16 protein-coding genes are annotated in these 17,140 nt (G+C 66.9%); 13 read left to right on the forward strand and 3 right to left on the reverse strand.

Translation table 11 applies throughout. The features are described from left to right. Positions 1-4: 4 nt before the first annotated feature. The 8 genes from lpxB (at position 5) to J2739_RS06185 (ending at position 9,028) form a co-directional block, all read left to right on the forward strand. Positions 5-1,153, forward strand: a complete 1,149-nt coding sequence (lpxB, locus tag J2739_RS06150; protein WP_309899578.1) for a lipid-A-disaccharide synthase — start codon at positions 5-7, stop codon at positions 1,151-1,153. Continuing rightward, positions 1,125-1,844 carry a ribonuclease HII gene (rnhB, locus tag J2739_RS06155; protein WP_309899580.1) on the forward strand — a complete coding sequence of 240 codons (720 nt, stop codon included), beginning with the start codon at positions 1,125-1,127 and terminating at the stop codon, positions 1,842-1,844. Before lpxB ends, rnhB begins: the two co-directional genes overlap by 29 nt. Next, positions 1,841-2,620 (forward strand): TrmH family RNA methyltransferase, encoded by a 780-nt coding sequence (locus J2739_RS06160; protein ID WP_309899582.1) that lies wholly within the window; start codon positions 1,841-1,843, stop codon positions 2,618-2,620. The genes rnhB and J2739_RS06160 overlap by 4 nt, the downstream gene beginning before the upstream one ends. Before the next feature lie 136 nt (positions 2,621-2,756). After that, entirely contained in the window at positions 2,757-3,956 is a 1,200-nt protein-coding gene (gene carA / locus J2739_RS06165; protein WP_309899584.1) for a glutamine-hydrolyzing carbamoyl-phosphate synthase small subunit, read from the forward strand. Next, the gene (gene carB / locus J2739_RS06170) at positions 3,949-7,176 is read left to right on the forward strand and encodes a carbamoyl-phosphate synthase large subunit (RefSeq protein ID WP_309899586.1); all 3,228 of its coding nucleotides are present in this window, start codon (positions 3,949-3,951) and stop codon (positions 7,174-7,176) included. The genes carA and carB overlap by 8 nt, the downstream gene beginning before the upstream one ends. 13 nt (positions 7,177-7,189) lie before the next feature. Then, complete coding sequence (locus J2739_RS06175) at positions 7,190-8,059, forward strand: Kdo hydroxylase KdoO (RefSeq protein ID WP_309899587.1); 870 nt, start codon at positions 7,190-7,192, stop codon at positions 8,057-8,059. A 66-nt stretch (positions 8,060-8,125) separates the two neighbouring features. Then, a complete protein-coding gene (gene greA, locus J2739_RS06180; RefSeq protein ID WP_309899589.1) occupies positions 8,126-8,608 on the forward strand; it encodes a transcription elongation factor GreA in 483 nt (160 codons plus the stop codon). A 6-nt stretch (positions 8,609-8,614) separates the two neighbouring features. Then, positions 8,615-9,028, forward strand: a complete 414-nt coding sequence (locus tag J2739_RS06185) for a DUF4149 domain-containing protein (protein ID WP_309899591.1) — start codon at positions 8,615-8,617, stop codon at positions 9,026-9,028. On the opposite strand, the gene J2739_RS06190 is transcribed toward J2739_RS06185, so the two are convergent. After that, positions 9,029-9,748, reverse strand: a complete 720-nt coding sequence (locus J2739_RS06190) for a glycosyltransferase (protein WP_309899593.1) — start codon at positions 9,746-9,748, stop codon at positions 9,029-9,031. Positions 9,749-9,799: 51 nt separating this feature from the next. Continuing rightward, the gene (locus J2739_RS06195) at positions 9,800-10,279 is read right to left on the reverse strand and encodes a YhbY family RNA-binding protein (protein ID WP_309899595.1); all 480 of its coding nucleotides are present in this window, start codon (positions 10,277-10,279) and stop codon (positions 9,800-9,802) included. A 20-nt stretch (positions 10,280-10,299) separates the two neighbouring features. On the opposite strand from J2739_RS06195, the gene J2739_RS06200 reads away from it, so the two are divergent. The 5 genes from J2739_RS06200 (at position 10,300) to J2739_RS06220 (ending at position 15,788) form a co-directional block, all read left to right on the forward strand. Continuing rightward, a complete protein-coding gene (locus J2739_RS06200; protein WP_309899969.1) occupies positions 10,300-10,968 on the forward strand; it encodes an RlmE family RNA methyltransferase in 669 nt (222 codons plus the stop codon). A 165-nt stretch (positions 10,969-11,133) separates the two neighbouring features. Continuing rightward, positions 11,134-13,050: an ATP-dependent zinc metalloprotease FtsH gene (gene ftsH / locus J2739_RS06205; protein ID WP_309899598.1), complete on the forward strand. Its 1,917-nt coding sequence runs from the start codon at positions 11,134-11,136 to the stop codon at positions 13,048-13,050. Positions 13,051-13,111: 61 nt separating this feature from the next. After that, positions 13,112-13,972 carry a dihydropteroate synthase gene (folP, locus tag J2739_RS06210; RefSeq protein ID WP_309899600.1) on the forward strand — a complete coding sequence of 287 codons (861 nt, stop codon included), beginning with the start codon at positions 13,112-13,114 and terminating at the stop codon, positions 13,970-13,972. Next, a complete protein-coding gene (gene glmM, locus J2739_RS06215) occupies positions 13,969-15,312 on the forward strand; it encodes a phosphoglucosamine mutase (RefSeq protein WP_309899602.1) in 1,344 nt (447 codons plus the stop codon). Before folP ends, glmM begins: the two co-directional genes overlap by 4 nt. Further along, complete coding sequence (locus J2739_RS06220; RefSeq protein WP_309899604.1) at positions 15,309-15,788, forward strand: GNAT family N-acetyltransferase; 480 nt, start codon at positions 15,309-15,311, stop codon at positions 15,786-15,788. The genes glmM and J2739_RS06220 overlap by 4 nt, the downstream gene beginning before the upstream one ends. A gap of 58 nt (positions 15,789-15,846) precedes the next feature. Here J2739_RS06220 and J2739_RS06225 read toward each other — a convergent pair whose 3' ends face one another. Beyond that, positions 15,847-17,118 (reverse strand): acyl-CoA dehydrogenase family protein, encoded by a 1,272-nt coding sequence (locus J2739_RS06225; RefSeq protein WP_309899606.1) that lies wholly within the window; start codon positions 17,116-17,118, stop codon positions 15,847-15,849. Between the last annotated feature and the right edge of the window lie 22 nt (positions 17,119-17,140).

Genomic DNA, 17,140 nt, shown 5'->3' on the forward strand with positions numbered 1-17,140 from the left:
CGGCATGGCGCAGGAGACACAGCGGCGCTTCGCGCTGGTCGCGGGCGAGGCTTCGGGCGACTTGCTCGCCGGCCTGTTGCTGGACGGCCTGAAGACCCGCTGGCCGGAGATGGGGGCGGTCGGCATCGGCGGACCGCAGATGCAGAAGCGCGGCTTCGAAAGCTGGTGGCCGCAAGAGAAGCTGGCCGTGCGCGGCTACGTCGAGGTGCTGCGCCACTACGCAGAAATTGCCGGCATCCGGCGCCAGCTGAAGGCGCGGCTGCTTCGCGAAGGAGCCGGGCTCTTCATCGGCGTCGATGCGCCGGACTTCAACCTCGACCTCGAAGCGGCGCTGCGCAAGCGCGGCATGAAGACGGCCCATTTCGTCTGCCCCTCGATCTGGGCCTGGCGGCCGGAGCGCGTGGAAAAACTGCGCGCCGCCGTCGACCATGTGCTGTGCATCTTTCCCTTCGAGCCCGCCTTGCTGGCGAAGCAGGGCATCGCCGCCAGCTACGTCGGCCATCCGCTCGCCAACGTGATCCCGATGGCGCCTGATCGGATCGCCGCGCGCGCCGCGCTCGGGCTGGACGCCGAAGCGCCGGTGGTGGCCCTGCTGCCGGGCAGCCGGCGTTCCGAGCTGCGCTACCTGGCCGACCGCTTCTTCGCCGCTGCGGCGTTGATGCAGCAAGCCCGGCCCGAGCTGCGCTTCATCCTGCCCGCGCTGCCGAGCCTGCGCGGCGACGTCGAGCAGCTCCTTGCGGCGAGCGGGATGAAGGACCGGGTGCAACTGATCGACGGCCGCTCGCATGTCGCGCTCGCCGCCTGCGATGTCACGCTGATCGCCAGCGGCACCGCCACCCTCGAGGCCGCGCTCTTCAAGCGGCCGATGGTGATCGCCTACAACATGAATCCCATGTCCTGGGCCCTGATGCGCCGCAAGCAACTGCAGCCCTGGGTCGGCCTGCCCAACATCCTGAGCGGCGAATTCGCCGTGCCCGAGCTGATCCAGGAGGCGGCGACGCCGCGGGCCCTGGCCGAGGCGACGCTCGCCTGGCTGGCCTCGCCTGACAAGGTTCACGCCTTGCAACAACGTTTTTGCGCGCTGCACGCCGAATTGCAGCGAGATACCCCGACACTGTGCGCCGATGCGATCCAGAAAGTTCTTGAAGGCTGAGCAGGCCAAGCTCGCATGGGATGCGCCGGGCCTGGTGGCCGGCGTCGACGAGGCCGGGCGCGGCCCGCTGGCCGGACCGGTGGTGGCCGCCGCCGTGATCCTGGACGACCAGCGCCGAATCCGCGGCCTGGCGGACTCGAAGGTCCTGACGCCGCTGCAGCGCGAACGCCTGAACGACCAGATCCTCGCCAAGGCCCTGTGCTGCTCGATCGGCCAGGCCAGCGTCGAGGAAATCGATGCGTACAACATCCTCGGCGCAACCATGCTGGCCATGAAGCGGGCTGTCGAGGGCCTGCGGCTGAAGCCGTCGAAGGTGCTGGTCGACGGCAACCGGCTGCCGCAGCTGGACGTGCTGGCCGAGGCGGTCATCGGCGGCGATGCCACGGTGAAATCGATCTCGGCCGCCTCGATCCTGGCGAAGGTGCATCGCGACCGCCTGTGCGAGCAGCTGCATCTCGAGTTTCCCCATTACGGTTTTGCCTCGCACAAGGGCTACAGCACGCCCGAGCACCTGGAGGCGCTGTTGCGCCACGGCGCCTGCGTGCACCACCGGCGCTTCTTCAGCCCCGTGGCCGCGGCGCTCGCGCGCGCCGCCGGCGAGGAGATCCCGATCGCGGTCGCATCGGGCGAACTGCTCGTCGAGACGGTGCAGATCGAGACAGAGCAGGTCGAGCTGCGGCCCGCGCCATGAGCGCGGCCGAACCCAGCCACATCAGCTCGCGGGACAACCCCCTCCTCAAGGACCTGCGCAAGCTGACGCACGACCCGGGCGGCTACCGCAAGTCGGGCCGCGTGTGGCTTGAGGGCGATCACCTGTGCCGGGCGGCGCGAGAGCGCGGTGTGCGCGCGGCCATCGCGGTCTTCACGGAGACTGCCTGGCCGGCGGCACGCCACGCGTGGGCCGGCGCGGCGAAGAAGTACGTGGTGGTCGCCGACGCGCTGCTGGCGGGCGTGAGCGGCCTGGAGTCGCCCGCGGCGATGGGCTTCGTGCTCGACCTGCCGGCGCCGCCGCCGGTCGCTCCCGACGCGGCCACCGTGGTCCTCGACCGGCTGCAGGACGCCGGCAACGTCGGCTCCATCCTGCGCAGCGCGGCGGCCTTCGGCTTCGCCCAGGTGATCGCGATCAAGGGCACGGCGGCTTTGTGGTCGCCCAAGGTGCTGCGCGCCGGCATGGGCGCGCATTTCGGGTTGCGGCTGATCGAGGGGGCCGAGCCCGACGCGCTCGAGGCGCTGGCCGTGCCCTGCGTCGCAACCAGCTCGCACCGCGGCGAATGGCTGCACCGGGCGCGACTGCCGCATCCCTGCGCCTGGCTGATGGGGCACGAAGGGCAGGGACTTTCGCCCGCCCTGGAAGCTCGCGCAGGCCTGCAGGTGCGAATCGCCCAGCCGGGCGGCGAGGAGTCGCTCAACGTCGCGGCAGCGGCGGCCATCTGCCTGCACGCAAGCGCTGCGGCCGCCGGGGGATAAGCGGGCCCGGGCTATAATCAAGGGCTTTTCCGCCCACACCTCGCCCATAGCGCACGCAAGCCAACTCCTCGACGAAAGTCGCGACCAAGAGCCACATCTTGGGTCCGCCGTGGGCGTCATCCATTCGGAGATCCCAGTGCTTTTGTCTCTCAAGGGAAATTTCCCGCCCGCCATCCTGGCGCTTGCAGACGGCACGGTCTTTCTCGGCAACTCGATCGGCGCCCAGGGCGCCACGACCGGCGAAGTGGTGTTCAACACCGCCATGACCGGTTACCAGGAAATCCTGACCGACCCCAGCTATTGCCAGCAGATCGTGACGCTCACGTATCCGCACATCGGCAACTACGGCGTCAACGAGGAGGACATCGAGGCCGACAAGATCCATGCTGCTGGCTTGATCGTCAAGGACCTGCCGCTTCTGGCATCCAATTTCCGCAAGACCGCCACGCTGGCCGAGTACCTGGTGCGCGGCAAGACGGTCGCCATCGCGAACATCGACACCCGCAAGCTCACGCGCCATCTGCGTACGCATGGCGCTCAGAACGGCTGCATCCTGGGCCTGGCGACGGGCGAGAGCGTCACCCAGGCGCTGATCGACAAGGCCATCGCCGCCGCCAAGGCTGCGCCCAGCATGTCGGGCCTGGATCTCGCGAAGGTCGTGTCGGTCAAGGAGACCTACGAGTGGACGCAGACCGAATGGAAGCTCGTCCACGTCGACGGCAAGCCGGGCTACGGCGTGCAGATCACGCCGAAGTTCCACGTCGTGGCGTATGACTACGGCGTCAAGAAGAACATCCTGCGCATGATCGCGCAGCGCGGCGCGCGCATCACCGTCGTGCCGGCCCAGACATCCGCGGCCGACGTCCTCAGGCTGCGTCCCGACGGCATCTTCCTGGCCAACGGCCCCGGCGACCCGGAGCCGTGCGACTACGCGATCGCGGCCACGCGCGAGCTGATCGAGACCGGCATCCCGGTGTTCGGCATCTGCCTGGGCCATCAGATCATGGCGCTCGCTTCGGGCGCGAAGACTTTCAAGATGAAGTTCGGCCACCACGGCGCCAACCATCCGGTCAAGGACCTGGACAATGGCCGCGTGAGCATCACGAGCCAGAACCATGGCTTCGCGGTCGACGAGAAGACGCTGCCCGCCAATCTGCGGCCCACGCACGTCAGCCTGTTCGACGGCACGCTGCAGGGCCTGGCGCGCACCGACAAGCCCGCCTTCTGCTTCCAGGGGCACCCCGAGGCCTCGCCGGGCCCGCACGACATCGGCTACCTGTTCGACCGCTTCACCGCGCTCATGCAAAGTCACAAAGAAGGGCAGAAGAATGCCTAAGCGCAACGACATCAAGAGCATCCTCATCATCGGCGCGGGCCCGATCATCATCGGCCAGGCCTGCGAGTTCGACTACTCCGGCGTGCAGGCCTGCAAGGCGCTGCGCGAGGAGGGCTACAAGGTCATCCTGATCAACAGCAATCCCGCGACGATCATGACCGACCCTGCCACGGCCGACGTGATCTACATCGAGCCGATCACCTGGCCCACGGTCGAGAAGATCATCGCCAAGGAGCGCCCCGACGCCATCCTTCCCACGATGGGCGGACAGACCGCGCTGAACTGCGCGCTGGACCTCTGGCGCAACGGCGTGCTCGACAAGTACAAGGTCGAGCTGATCGGCGCCACGCCAGAGGCCATCGACAAGGCCGAGGACCGCCTGAAGTTCAAGGACGCGATGACCAAGATCGGCCTGGGCTCGGCGCGCTCGGGCATTGCCCACTCGCTGGACGAGGCCTGGGCCGTGCAGAAGACCGTGGGCTTCCCCGTCGTGATCCGCCCGAGCTTCACGCTCGGCGGCACCGGCGGCGGCATCGCCTACAACCCTGAAGAGTTCGAGACCATCTGCAAGCGCGGCCTGGAAGCCTCGCCCACCAACGAGCTGCTGATCGAGGAATCTCTGCTCGGCTGGAAGGAGTACGAGATGGAGGTGGTTCGCGACAAGGCGGACAACTGCATCATCGTCTGCTCGATCGAGAACCTCGATCCGATGGGCGTGCACACCGGCGACTCCATCACGGTGGCTCCGGCCCAGACCCTGTCGGACAAGGAATACCAGATCCTGCGCAATGCCTCGCTGGCCGTGCTGCGCGAGATCGGCGTCGACACCGGCGGCTCCAACGTGCAGTTCTCGATCAACCCGAAGGACGGGCGCATGGTCGTGATCGAGATGAACCCGCGCGTCTCGCGTTCCTCGGCGCTGGCCTCCAAGGCCACCGGCTTCCCGATCGCCAAGGTCGCGGCCAAGCTGGCCGTCGGCTACACGCTCGACGAGCTGCGCAACGAGATCACGGGCGGCGCCACGCCGGCGAGCTTCGAGCCCAGCATCGACTACGTGGTCACCAAGATTCCGCGCTTTGCCTTCGAGAAATTCCCGCAGGCGGACTCGCGCCTCACCACGCAGATGAAATCGGTGGGCGAGGTGATGGCCATGGGCCGCACCTTCCAGGAATCGTTCCAGAAGGCGCTGCGCGGCCTCGAGGTCGGCGTGGACGGCTTGAACGAGAAGACGCAGGACCGCGAAGTGCTCGAGAAGGAGCTGGGCGAGCCCGGCCCGGACCGCATCTGGTACGTGGGCGATGCCTTCGCGATGGGCCTGACGGTCGACGAAGTGCATGCGCTGACCAAGATCGACCCATGGTTCCTGGTGCAGATCGAGGAAATCGTGAAGATCGAGCTGGAGCTGGAAACCAAGTCGCTCGATGACATGGACCGCGCCACCCTGCTCGCGCTCAAGAAGAAGGGCTTCTCCGACCGCCGCCTGGCGCGCCAGCTCAAGACGACCGACACCGCGATCCGCGAGAAGCGGCGCGCACTCGGCGTGCGTCCTGTCTACAAGCGCGTGGACACCTGCGCGGCCGAGTTCGCGACCAATACCGCGTACATGTACTCGACCTACGAAGACGAGTGCGAGGCCGATCCGGGAAGCAGGAAGAAGATCATGGTGCTAGGTGGCGGTCCGAATCGCATCGGCCAGGGCATCGAGTTCGACTACTGCTGCGTGCATGCCGCGCTCGCGTTGCGCGAGGACGGCTACGAGACCATCATGGTCAACTGCAATCCCGAAACGGTCTCGACCGACTACGACACCAGCGACCGTCTGTACTTCGAGCCGCTCACGCTGGAGGACGTGCTCGAGATCGTCGACAAGGAAAAGCCCACCGGCGTGATCGTGCAGTACGGCGGGCAGACACCGCTCAAGCTCGCGCTCGACCTGGAGGCCAACGGCGTGCCCATCATCGGCACCAGCCCCGACATGATCGATGCGGCCGAGGACCGCGAGCGCTTCCAGAGGCTGCTCAACGACCTGAAGTTGCGCCAGCCGCCGAACGCCACCGCGCGCACCGAGGCCGAGGCGCTCGAGAAGGCGGCGCAGCTGGGTTATCCGCTGGTGGTGCGCCCGAGCTACGTGCTGGGCGGCCGGGCGATGGAAATCGTGCACGAGCAGCGCGACCTCGAGCGCTACATGCGCGAGGCGGTGAAGGTCAGCAACGATTCGCCGGTGCTGCTGGACCGTTTCCTCAACGATGCCGTCGAATGCGACGTCGACTGCCTGCGCGATGCCGACGGCGCCACCCTCATCGGCGGCGTGATGGAGCACATCGAGCAGGCCGGCGTGCACTCGGGCGACTCCGCCTGCTCGCTGCCGCCCTACAGCCTCAAGGCCGAAACGATCGCCGAGCTCAAGCGCCAGAGCGCCGCCATGGCGAAGGCGCTCAACGTGGTCGGCCTCATGAACGTGCAGTTCGCGATCCAGGAGAAGGACGGCCACGACGTGATCTACGTCCTCGAAGTGAACCCGCGCGCTTCGCGCACCGTGCCCTACGTGAGCAAGGCGACCGGCATCCAATTGGCCAAGGTGGCGGCGCGCTGCATGGCCGGCCAGTCGCTGGCCTCTCAGGGCGTGACGAAGGAAGTGACGCCGCCTTACTTCAGCGTGAAGGAAGCGGTGTTCCCCTTCGTCAAGTTCCCTGGCGTGGACACCATCCTCGGCCCCGAGATGAAATCCACCGGCGAGGTGATGGGCGTGGGCAAGACCTTCGGCGAAGCGTTCGTGAAGTCGCAGCTCGGCGCCGGCACGCACCTGCCGAAGTCGGGGCGCGTTTTCATCTCGGTGAAGAACAACGACAAGCCGCGTGCAGTGGAGGTTGCACGCGGGCTGGCCGCACTGGGCTTCGAGCTGATCGCGACCAAGGGCACGGCCGCCGCCATCAACGCGGCGGGCATCGCCTGCGCCACGGTCAACAAGGTGACCGAAGGCCGACCTCACATCGTGGACATGATCAAGAACAACGAGATTGCCCTGGTCATCAACACGGTGGAAGAGCGTCGCAACGCGATCACCGATTCGCGCCAGATCCGCACCTCGGCCCTGCTGGCACGCGTGACCACCTTCACCACCATCTTCGGCGCCGAGGCCGCGGTGGAAGGAATGCGCCACATGAAGGACCTCGACGTGATTTCGGTGCAGGAGATGCACGCCCAGCTCGCCCTGGCCTGAGCGCCTGAAGGCCATGGATACGCAGCTCGTCGAACTCGACCTGGCCGACTGGGCCGGCGCCTCGGCCAACGAGGCGTGGATCGCCGCGCTCGAAGCCGGCAAGGTGCTCTACTTTCCGCGGCTGGTCTTCGACCTGCTGCCGCGGGAGCGCGAGCTGCTGACGCCGGCCGTGCTGTCGCCGGACGTGCGCAACATCAGCCTGGACGCCAACGGCCGCCTCAAGGGCGTGGCCGGCGACGAGGCCCGGCAACAGGCTGTGGCGGCGATGGTGGGGCGTTTTCGTGCCCAGGCCCAGGCGTTGATCCATGGCCTGCTGCCGCACTACACGCCGGCGCTGCGCCTGGCGCCGACCAGCTACCGGCCGGCGCAGGTGGAGACACGCGTGCAGTCCTGGCGGGCCGACGACCGCCGGCTGCACGTCGACGCTTTCCCTTCGCGGCCCAACTACGGCGAGCGCATCCTGCGCGTCTTCACCAATGTCAATCCGGAGGGCGTGCCGCGCGTCTGGCGGGTGGGCGAACCCTTCGAGGCGGTGGCGAAGCGTTTCCTGCCTCGCGCCAAGCCTTATTCGCGCTGGCAGGCGCGGCTGCTGCAGTCCCTGCACGTGACCAAGTCTTTCCGCAGCGAGTACGACCACTTGATGCTGCAGCTGCACGACGGCATGAAGTCGGACCTCGACTATCAGAAGAGCGCTCAGCAGCAGACTGTCCCGTTCCCCGCCGGGTCGGTGTGGGTGTGCTTTTCGGACCAGACTTCGCACGCCGTCATGTCGGGCCAGTACATGCTGGAGCAGACGCTGCACCTGCCCGCTGCAAGGCAATACAATCCTGATTCGAGCCCGCTCGCCATCCTGAGCCGGCTGACCGGACGCACGCTCGTCTGATCAATTTCCTTCCATGAACCGCCGAACGGCAGCGTTCGGCGGTTTCGCTTTCTGAAGAGACAAAACATGGCTGCAACCACCATCCCGATTACCAAGCGCGGCGCCGAGAAGCTGCGTGACGAACTGCAGCGGCTGAAGTCGGTCGATCGGCCGGCGATCATCACCGCGATCGCCGACGCGCGGGCCCAGGGCGACCTGAGCGAGAACGCGGACTACGACGCCGCCAAGGAGCGCCAGGGCTGGATCGAAGGCCGAATCAAGCAGATCGAGGGCATGTTGTCGAACGCGCAGGTCATCGATCCCTCCGAACTGGACGCCGGCGGCCGGGTCGTCTTCGGCTCGACGGTGGAGCTCGAGGACGAGCACACCGGCGAGGCGCTCAAGTACCAGATCGTGGGCGAGGACGAGGCCGACCTGAAGCTGGGCCTGGTCAACGTCTCCAGCCCGATCGCGCGCGCACTGATCGGCAAGGAGGAGGGCGACACCGCCGAGGTGCAGGCCCCGGGTGGCGTCAAGCGCTACGAGATCGTGGGCGTCAGCTACCTCTGAGCCTTGGTGAAGGACCGCATCGCACTGCTGGTGAGCGCCCTGTGGTGGGGCAGCCTGACGACCATCGGCTTCCTGGTCGTGCCGATGCTCTTCGCCCATCTGGGCAACCCCGCCCTCGCGGGCAGCCTGGCCGGCCGGCTGTTCTCGGCCCAGAGCTGGGTGTCGCTGGCTTGCGGCCTGGTGCTGCTGGCCTATTTCAGATCGAAGATCCAGACGCGTGTGGATGCGCCGTCTCGCATTTCGATCGCCTGGGTGGTCGTGGCCCTTCTATTGGCGCTGCTGCAGGAGTACGCGGTCGCGCCGCGCATCCTGGCGCGCGAAAACCTCCGGCTCTGGCACTCGCTCGGCAGTGCCATGTACCTTGGCCAATGGCTCAGTGCCGGCGTGCTGCTGTGGCGCCTGGGGCGCCGCGAAGGCTGATCAGGCGTTCCAGAAACGCGTGATCCAGCGCGCGGGCCGGATGAAGCGGAAGCGCCGGTTGCGCCGGCCGGCCAGCGCATCGGGCGGATTGCATTCCCCGTGGAAGACCATGATTCGCGCGCCCCGCGGCACGAAGGGCTCGCGCCAGTAGTTGGTGGGCCAGGCCGGGATGCCGTGGTACTTGAAGCTCGGGCACCACTCGGCCGGCCAATAGGCCAGCGTGCCCTTGCGGTGCATGAAGGCCGACAGGTAGGTCTGCTCATTGCGGTACGTGGCCTGCACGGCGTCCATGTTCTCGCGGAAATGCGCGAGCACGTCCGGGTGGGCGCCGATCTCGAAGCGGTAGACCGAGGAGTTGCCCGTGATGCGTCGGCGCCGCCACGGACGGGCGTAGTCATGGATGATGAGGAACTCGCCCGGATACTCGAAGAACTCGTCCAGGCTGCCGACGATCACCACGTCGAGGTCGATGAACAGCGCCCGGCCGCGCAGGCCGTAGAGGTTCTCTTCGAAAGTGGTCAGCTTCTTCCAGGCGCGGTCCACCTGGCCCGGCGCCAGTTCCAGGTCCAGCGGCGGGATCGGAAAGCATTGCACCTCGCTGCGGATGCCCTTCGGGTCGTCGGTCAGGCAGACGAAGTTGAAGTCGCCCGACAGGTGCCGGCGCACCATCGCATAGAGGCGATTGACGTACTCGGGGCCGTACTTGGTGCCCCATTTCATGCAGAGAATGTGGCGCTGCGGGAGGGCCGCCTGTTCGTGGCTCGGCATCCTTCAATCCGCCTGATGGCGCTTCTTGACCGAGAGGCTCTTCTTCGCCTTGGCGCGCTTGATGTTGCCGCCGGGGGTGAGCCGCTGGTTGCCGAGCACGCGCAGGGTCTTGATCTCCGGCCGCTGCCCGCCGCGCTTGCTGTACTTGATGACCTTCACGTCGCGCGGGCCGGGCATGCGGTCCTCGTCCGTCGCGCGCTCCTTCTCGGGGATGGGGCGCCAGAGCACCAGCAACTTGCCGATGTGCTGGATCGGCGCGGCGTTCAGGTCTTCGGCCAGGGACTGGAGCATGGCCTCGCGCGCCGGGCGGTCATCGGAGAAAACGCGAATCTTGATCAGGCCATGGGCCTTGAGCGCGGCGTCGGCTTCCTTCTTGACGGCCGGCGTCAGCCCGTCGTTGCCGATCATGACGATCGGGTCGAGATGGTGCGCTTCGGCGCGATGTACCTTGCGCTGGGCAGGGGTCAGTTGAATGGCGGGCATCCCCGTATTATCGAGTGTCGATGAATCCCAAACCCAAGAGCAGCAAGGTCAACCGTGCGTGGCTGCACGACCATGTGAACGATCCCTACGTCAAACTGGCCACGAAAGAGGGGTACCGGGCGCGCGCAGCCTACAAGCTCAAGGAGATCGACGAGGCGCTGGGCCTGATCCGCCCGGGTCAGCTGGTGGTCGATCTGGGCTCGACGCCCGGCGCCTGGAGCCAGTACGTGCGCCGCAGGCTGTCACCGGGCGGTGCTGCCGCGGGGCAGCTGGAGGGCAGCATCATCGCGCTCGACATGCTGCCGATGGAGCCGATCGAGGGGGTGACCTTCCTGCAGGGCGATTTCCGCGAGGACGAGGTGCTGGCCCGGCTGCAGGAGGCGATGGCCGGCCGGCTGGCGGATGTGGTGGTGTCGGACATGGCCCCCAATCTGTCGGGCATTGCTTCGGCCGACGCGGCACGCGTCAGTCACCTGATCGAGCTTGCGATCGCCTTCGCTCGCCACCACATGAAGCCGGAAGGCGCACTGGTCGCCAAGCTTTTTCATGGCAGCGGCTATGCCGAGCTGACGCAGCTATTCAGGACGAATTTTCGGGTCGTGAAACCGATCAAGCCCAAGGCGTCTCGCGATAAATCCGCGGAAACCTTCATGGTCGGCATCGGCCTGAAGCCGATCGATACGAATTGATACCTCGCCTTGGCGAGGCATTCGGCTCAAAACCGTGCGCGTCCTATGGCTGCTATAGGGAAATTCCGGCATTTCGCAGGTTGAAAAGCCTAAAATGGACGCCAATTGCGTGCCCTAGCGCGTTTCTTGTTTTTGTGCCTCACGCGCTTTCGACTGGAGCTTCGTTTGAACAATCAGTGGTTTTCCAAGGTCGCCGTCTGGCTGGTCATCGCGATGGTGTTGTTCACTGTGTTCAAGCAGTTCGACACCCGCGGCGTCGCCGGGGCCGGCAGTGTGGGCTACTCCGACTTCCTCGAGGAAGTCCGCAACAACCGCATCAAGAGCGCCACCATCCAGGAAGGGCAGGGCGGCAGCGAGATCGTCGCCATCACCAATGACGACCGCAAGATCCGCACCACGGCCACCTATCTGGACCGCGGCCTGGTCGGGGACCTGATCGCCAACAACGTCAAGTTCGACGTCAAGCCGCGCGAGGAAGGCTCGCTCCTCATGACGCTGCTGGTGAGCTGGGGGCCGATGCTGCTGTTGATCGGCGTCTGGGTCTACTTCATGCGGCAGATGCAGGGCGGTGGCAAGGGCGGCGCCTTCAGCTTCGGCAAGAGCAAGGCCCGAATGCTGGACGAGAACAACAACCAGGTCACCTTTGCCGACGTCGCGGGTTGCGACGAGGCCAAGGAGGAAGTCAAGGAAGTCGTCGATTTCCTGAAGGATCCCGCCAAGTTCCAGAAGCTGGGCGGTCGCATTCCGCGAGGCCTGCTGCTGGTCGGCCCCCCCGGCACCGGCAAGACGCTGCTCGCCAAGGGCATTGCCGGCGAAGCCAAGGTCCCCTTCTTCTCGATCTCCGGCTCCGACTTCGTCGAGATGTTCGTCGGCGTGGGCGCGGCCCGCGTGCGCGACATGTTCGAGAACGCCAAGAAGAACGCCCCCTGCATCATCTTCATCGATGAAATCGACGCGGTCGGCCGCCAGCGGGGTGCCGGCCTGGGCGGCGGCAACGACGAGCGTGAACAAACCCTCAATCAGATGCTGGTCGAGATGGATGGCTTCGAGACCAACCTCGGCGTGATCGTGGTCGCGGCCACCAACCGCCCCGACATCCTGGACGCCGCGCTCCTGCGCCCCGGCCGCTTCGACCGCCAGGTCTACGTGACGCTGCCCGACATCCGGGGTCGCGAGCAGATCCTCAACGTGCACATGCGCAAGGTGCCGCTGGGCCAGGACGTGAACCCGAGCATCATCGCGCGCGGCACGCCGGGCATGTCGGGCGCCGACCTGGCCAACCTGTGCAACGAGGCCGCGTTGATGGCCGCGCGCCGCAACGCGCGCGTGGTCGAAATGCAGGACTTCGAGAAGGCGAAGGACAAGATCTTCATGGGCCCCGAGCGCAAGAGCATGGTGATGCCCGAGGAAGAGCGCCGCAACACGGCCTACCACGAGTCCGGCCATGCGCTGATCGGCAAGCTGCTGCCCAAGTGCGACCCGGTGCACAAGGTCACCATCATCCCGCGGGGCCGCGCCCTCGGCGTGACCATGAGCCTGCCGGCCCAGGACCGATACAGCTATGACCGCGAGTACATGCTGAACCAGATCAGCATGCTGTTCGGCGGCCGCATCGCCGAAGAAGTGTTCATGCATCAGATGACCACCGGCGCCAGCAACGACTTCGAGCGCGCCACCCAGATCGCGCGCGACATGGTGATGCGCTACGGCATGACCGAGTCGCTGGGCCCGATGGTCTACGCCGAGAACGAGGGCGAGGTCTTCCTGGGCCGCTCGGTCACCAAGACGACCAACATGAGCGAGTCGACCATGCAGAAGGTCGATGCCGAGGTGCGCCGCATCATCGACGAGCAGTACGCCCTGGCGCGCCGCCTGATCGAAGAGAACAGCGACAAGATGCACGTGATGGCCAAGGCCCTGCTCGAATGGGAAACCATCGACACCGAGCAGATCGACGACATCATGGCCGGCCGCGAGCCGCGCCCGCCCAAGGACTGGACGCCGCGCACCCCGTCTTCGGGCAGCGGTGGCAGCGGTGGCACGCCGGCGGTGAACCCCGACCCGGCGCCCACTGCGGCCTGAGCATGAGGCTCGGGCGATCGACGGGGCCTCTGGCCCCGTTTTTCTTTTCCGGAAGGCTCGCATGACGAAGACCTGGCGCACCGCGCGCTTCGAGATCGATCTCGCACAGCCGCGCGTCATGGGCATCGTCAATGTCACGCCCGATTCCTTTTCCGATGGCGGGGCGCATGCCTCGACCGGGGCGGCGCTGGCCCATTGCGCCCAATTGGTGAAAGAGGGAGCCGACATCCTCGATATCGGGGGCGAATCCACCCGGCCCGGCAGCCCGGCCGTGCCGCTCGACGAAGAACTGGCGCGTGTGCTGCCGGTGGTGCGCGAGGCGGTGAAGCTGCAGGTGCCGGTCTCGGTCGACACCTACAAGCCCGAGGTCATGCGCGCGGTGCTGGACCTCGGCGCCGACATCGTCAACGATGTCTGGGCGCTGCGTCAGCCAGGCGCGCGCGAGGCGGTGGCGGCGCACCCGCGTTGCGGCATCTGCCTGATGCACATGCACCGCGATCCGCAAACCATGCAGGCGGCACCGATGGAAGGGGACGCAGTTCCCGCCGTGCGCGCCTTTCTCGAACAACAGGCGCAGGCATTGCTGGCGCTGAAGATCGCACCCGAGCGCATTGCAATCGACCCAGGTATCGGCTTCGGCAAGACCGTGGCGCAGAATTTCGCCTTGCTGGCGCGCCAGCAGGAACTGCTCGTTGCCGGCTGGCCTCTCCTGGTCGGCTGGTCGCGCAAGTCCTCGGTCGGCGCGGTCACCGGGATCGCGTTGGCGGCCGGACGTTTGGTCCCGAGTATTGCGGCCGCGGTGCTGGCCGTCGAGCGCGGGGCGTCGATCGTGCGCGTCCATGATGTGCGCGAAACCGTGGCGGCCCTGGCCGTCTGGCGGGCCATGCGTTCAGAACAACAGGGGCTGGAGAAGCAACCATGACAAGGCATTATTTCGGCACCGACGGCATTCGCGGCACGGTCGGCCAGGCACCCATCACGCCCGACTTCGTGCTGCGCCTGGCGCATGCGGTCGGCCGCGTGCTCAAGAAGGCGGAGACGCGCCCCTCCGTGCTGATCGGCAAGGACACGCGCATCTCGGGTTACATGCTCGAATCGGCCCTCGAATCGGGCTTCAATTCCGCCGGCGTGGACGTGGTGCTGCTGGGGCCGCTGCCGACGCCCGGCGTGGCCTATCTCACGCGCGCCCAGAGGGCCAGCCTCGGCGTGGTGATCAGCGCCAGCCACAACGCCTATCCGGACAACGGCATCAAGTTCTTCAGCGCGCACGGCACCAAGCTCAGCGACGACTGGGAGCTGGCGGTCGAGGCCGCGCTCGAGGAAGCGCCGGTGTGGGCCGATTCTGCGCAGCTCGGCAAGGCGCGACGCCTGAACGACGCGCCGGGCCGCTACATCGAGTTCTGCAAGAGCACCTTTGCCAACGACCTCACGCTGCGAGGCCTGAAGCTGGTGGTCGATGGCGCCCACGGCGCGGCCTATCAGGTGGCGCCGAACGTCTTCCATGAGCTTGGTGCGGACGTGATCAGCATCGGCTGCGCCCCCGATGGCCTCAACATCAACAAGGACGTGGGCGCCACGCATCCGCAGGCGCTGATCGATGCGGTGCGGGCCCACGGCGCGGACTATGGCATCGCGCTGGACGGCGATGCCGACCGCTTGCAGCTGGTCGACGCGAGCGGCCGCCTGTTCAACGGGGACGAACTGCTTTACCTGATGGCGATGGAGCGAATCGCGCGCGGCGAGAAGCTGGCCGGCGTGGTCGGCACGCTGATGACCAACAAGGCGGTCGAGATGGCGCTGCGCGCCCAAGGCATGGAGCTGGTGCGCGCGCGCGTGGGCGATCGCTATGTGCTGGAAGAGCTCGAAAAGCGCCGCTGGCTGCTCGGCGGCGAAGGCTCCGGCCACCTGCTCGCACTCGACCGCCACACCACGGGCGACGGCATCGTGAGCGCCCTGCAGGTGCTGCAGGCCTGCCAGCGCAGCGGCAAGAAGGTGGGCGAACTGCTGGCCGATCTCGCGCTGTTCCCGCAGACGCTCATCAACGTGCGCCTGGTCGGGGACCAGGACTGGAAGGCCAACCAGGGGCTCGCCGCCGAGATCCGGCGCTGCGAGGCGGAGCTGGGCGATGCCGGCCGCGTCCTGATCCGTGCAAGCGGCACCGAGCCGCTGCTGCGGGTGATGGTGGAGGCGCGCGACGCAGCGCAGGCCGATGCGTGTGCGCGGCGCCTGGTGGCGGCGGTGGAAGCGGGCGCGGTGGCGTGATCGAGATCCTGCTCGCGGACTACCGCGACCCGGCGCATGCGCGTGCACTGGTCGATCTGCTGGACAGCTACGCGCGCGACCCTGCCGGCGGCGGCACGCCGCTGGCGGCTGAGGTGCTTGCGGAGTTGCCCGAAGCACTGGCTGCGCGGCCGCAGGCCTTCAGCGTGCTGGCCTTCGACGGCCGCGAGGCCATCGGCCTGGTCAACTGCATCGAGGGCTTCTCGACCTTCGCCTGCAAGCCGCTCGTGAACGTGCATGACGTGGTGGTGCGGCCGAGCCATCGTGGCCGGCGCGTGACCCAGCGCATGTTGGCCCGCGTGGAGCAGGAAGCTCGCGCACGCGGCGCCTGCAAGCTCACGCTGGAGGTGCTGTCTGCCAACCACAGCGCACTGCGCGCCTATGTCCGCGAAGGCTTCGCCAACTACCAGCTCGACCCGGCCTTCGGCCAGGCCATGTTCCTGCAAAAGAAACTGTAGGCAAGAAAAAACCGCCGGCGCCCGAGGCGCGAGGCGGTCTGCAGATGCCGGAACGCCATCAGAAGCGGGTGACGGGCATCTCGTCATCGACCTTGCCGGCGGCGTACTTGCCCAGTTCCCACTTGGCGATCGCATTGCGGTGCACCTCGTCCGGGCCGTCGGCGAAGCGCAGCGTGCGCGCGCCGGCATAGGCATAGGCCAGCGGGAAGTCGTCGCTCATGCCGCCGCCGCCATGCACCTGCATGGCCCAGTCGATCACCTGGCAGGCCATGTTGGGCGCCACCACCTTGATCATCGCGATCTCGGTCTTGGCCACTTTGTTGCCCGCCACGTCCATCAGCCAGGCCGCCTTGAGGGTGAGCAGGCGCGCCATGTCGATCTTGCAACGCGCCTCGGCGATGCGCTCCTGCGTCACGGTCTGCGAGGCAACGGTCTTGCCGAAGGCCACGCGCGAGGAGGCGCGCTTGCACATCAGCTCGAGCGCGCGCTCGGCCAGGCCAATCGTGCGCATGCAGTGGTGGATGCGTCCCGGTCCCAGGCGGCCCTGGGCGATCTCGAAGCCGCGGCCTTCGCCCAGCAGGATGTTGTTCACGGGAACGCGCACGTTCTCGAAGTACATCTCGACGTGGCCGTGCGGCGCGTCGTCATAACCCATCACGTTGAGCGGGCGCACGATGTGGATGCCCTTGGCATCGGCGGGCACCACCACCATGCTCTGCTGCGAATGGCGGGGTGCCTCGGGATCGGTCTTGCCCATGGTGATGAAGAGCTTGCAGCGCGGATCGGCCGCGCCGGAGATCCACCACTTGCGGCCGTTGATCACGTACTCGTCGCCCTGGCGTTCGATGCGGGTGGCGATGTTGGTCGCATCGCTCGAGGCCACGTCGGGCTCGGTCATCGCGAAGGCCGAGCGGATCTCGCCTTCCAAGAGCGGCTTGAGCCAGCGCGCCTTGATCTCGTCGGAGCCGTAGCGCGCGATGGTCTCCATGTTGCCGGTGTCCGGCGCCGAGCAATTGAAGGCCTCGCTGGCCCACGGCACGCGGCCCATGATCTCGGCCAGGGGCGCGTATTCCTGGTTGGTGAGGCCTGCACCCCTGTAGCCCGACACCTCGGCGCTGTCGACCGGCAGGAAGAGGTTCCACAGGCCCTGCGCCTTGGCTTTCTGCTTGAGCTTCTCGACCGTCTGGAGTGCAGTCCAGCGCTTGCCGGCCGCGGTGTTGGCCGCCAGCTCGGCCGTGTACTCGGCCTCCGCAGGGTAGATGTACTCTTCCATGAAGGCGCTGACGCGCTTCTGCAAGTCTTTTGTCTTGGCCGAGTATTCGAAATCCATGGAGTCTCCTGTGGAGTAGGGG

It is taken from the genome of Variovorax soli (assembly GCF_031454625.1).
GTDB lineage: Bacteria > Pseudomonadota > Gammaproteobacteria > Burkholderiales > Burkholderiaceae_C > Variovorax > Variovorax soli_A.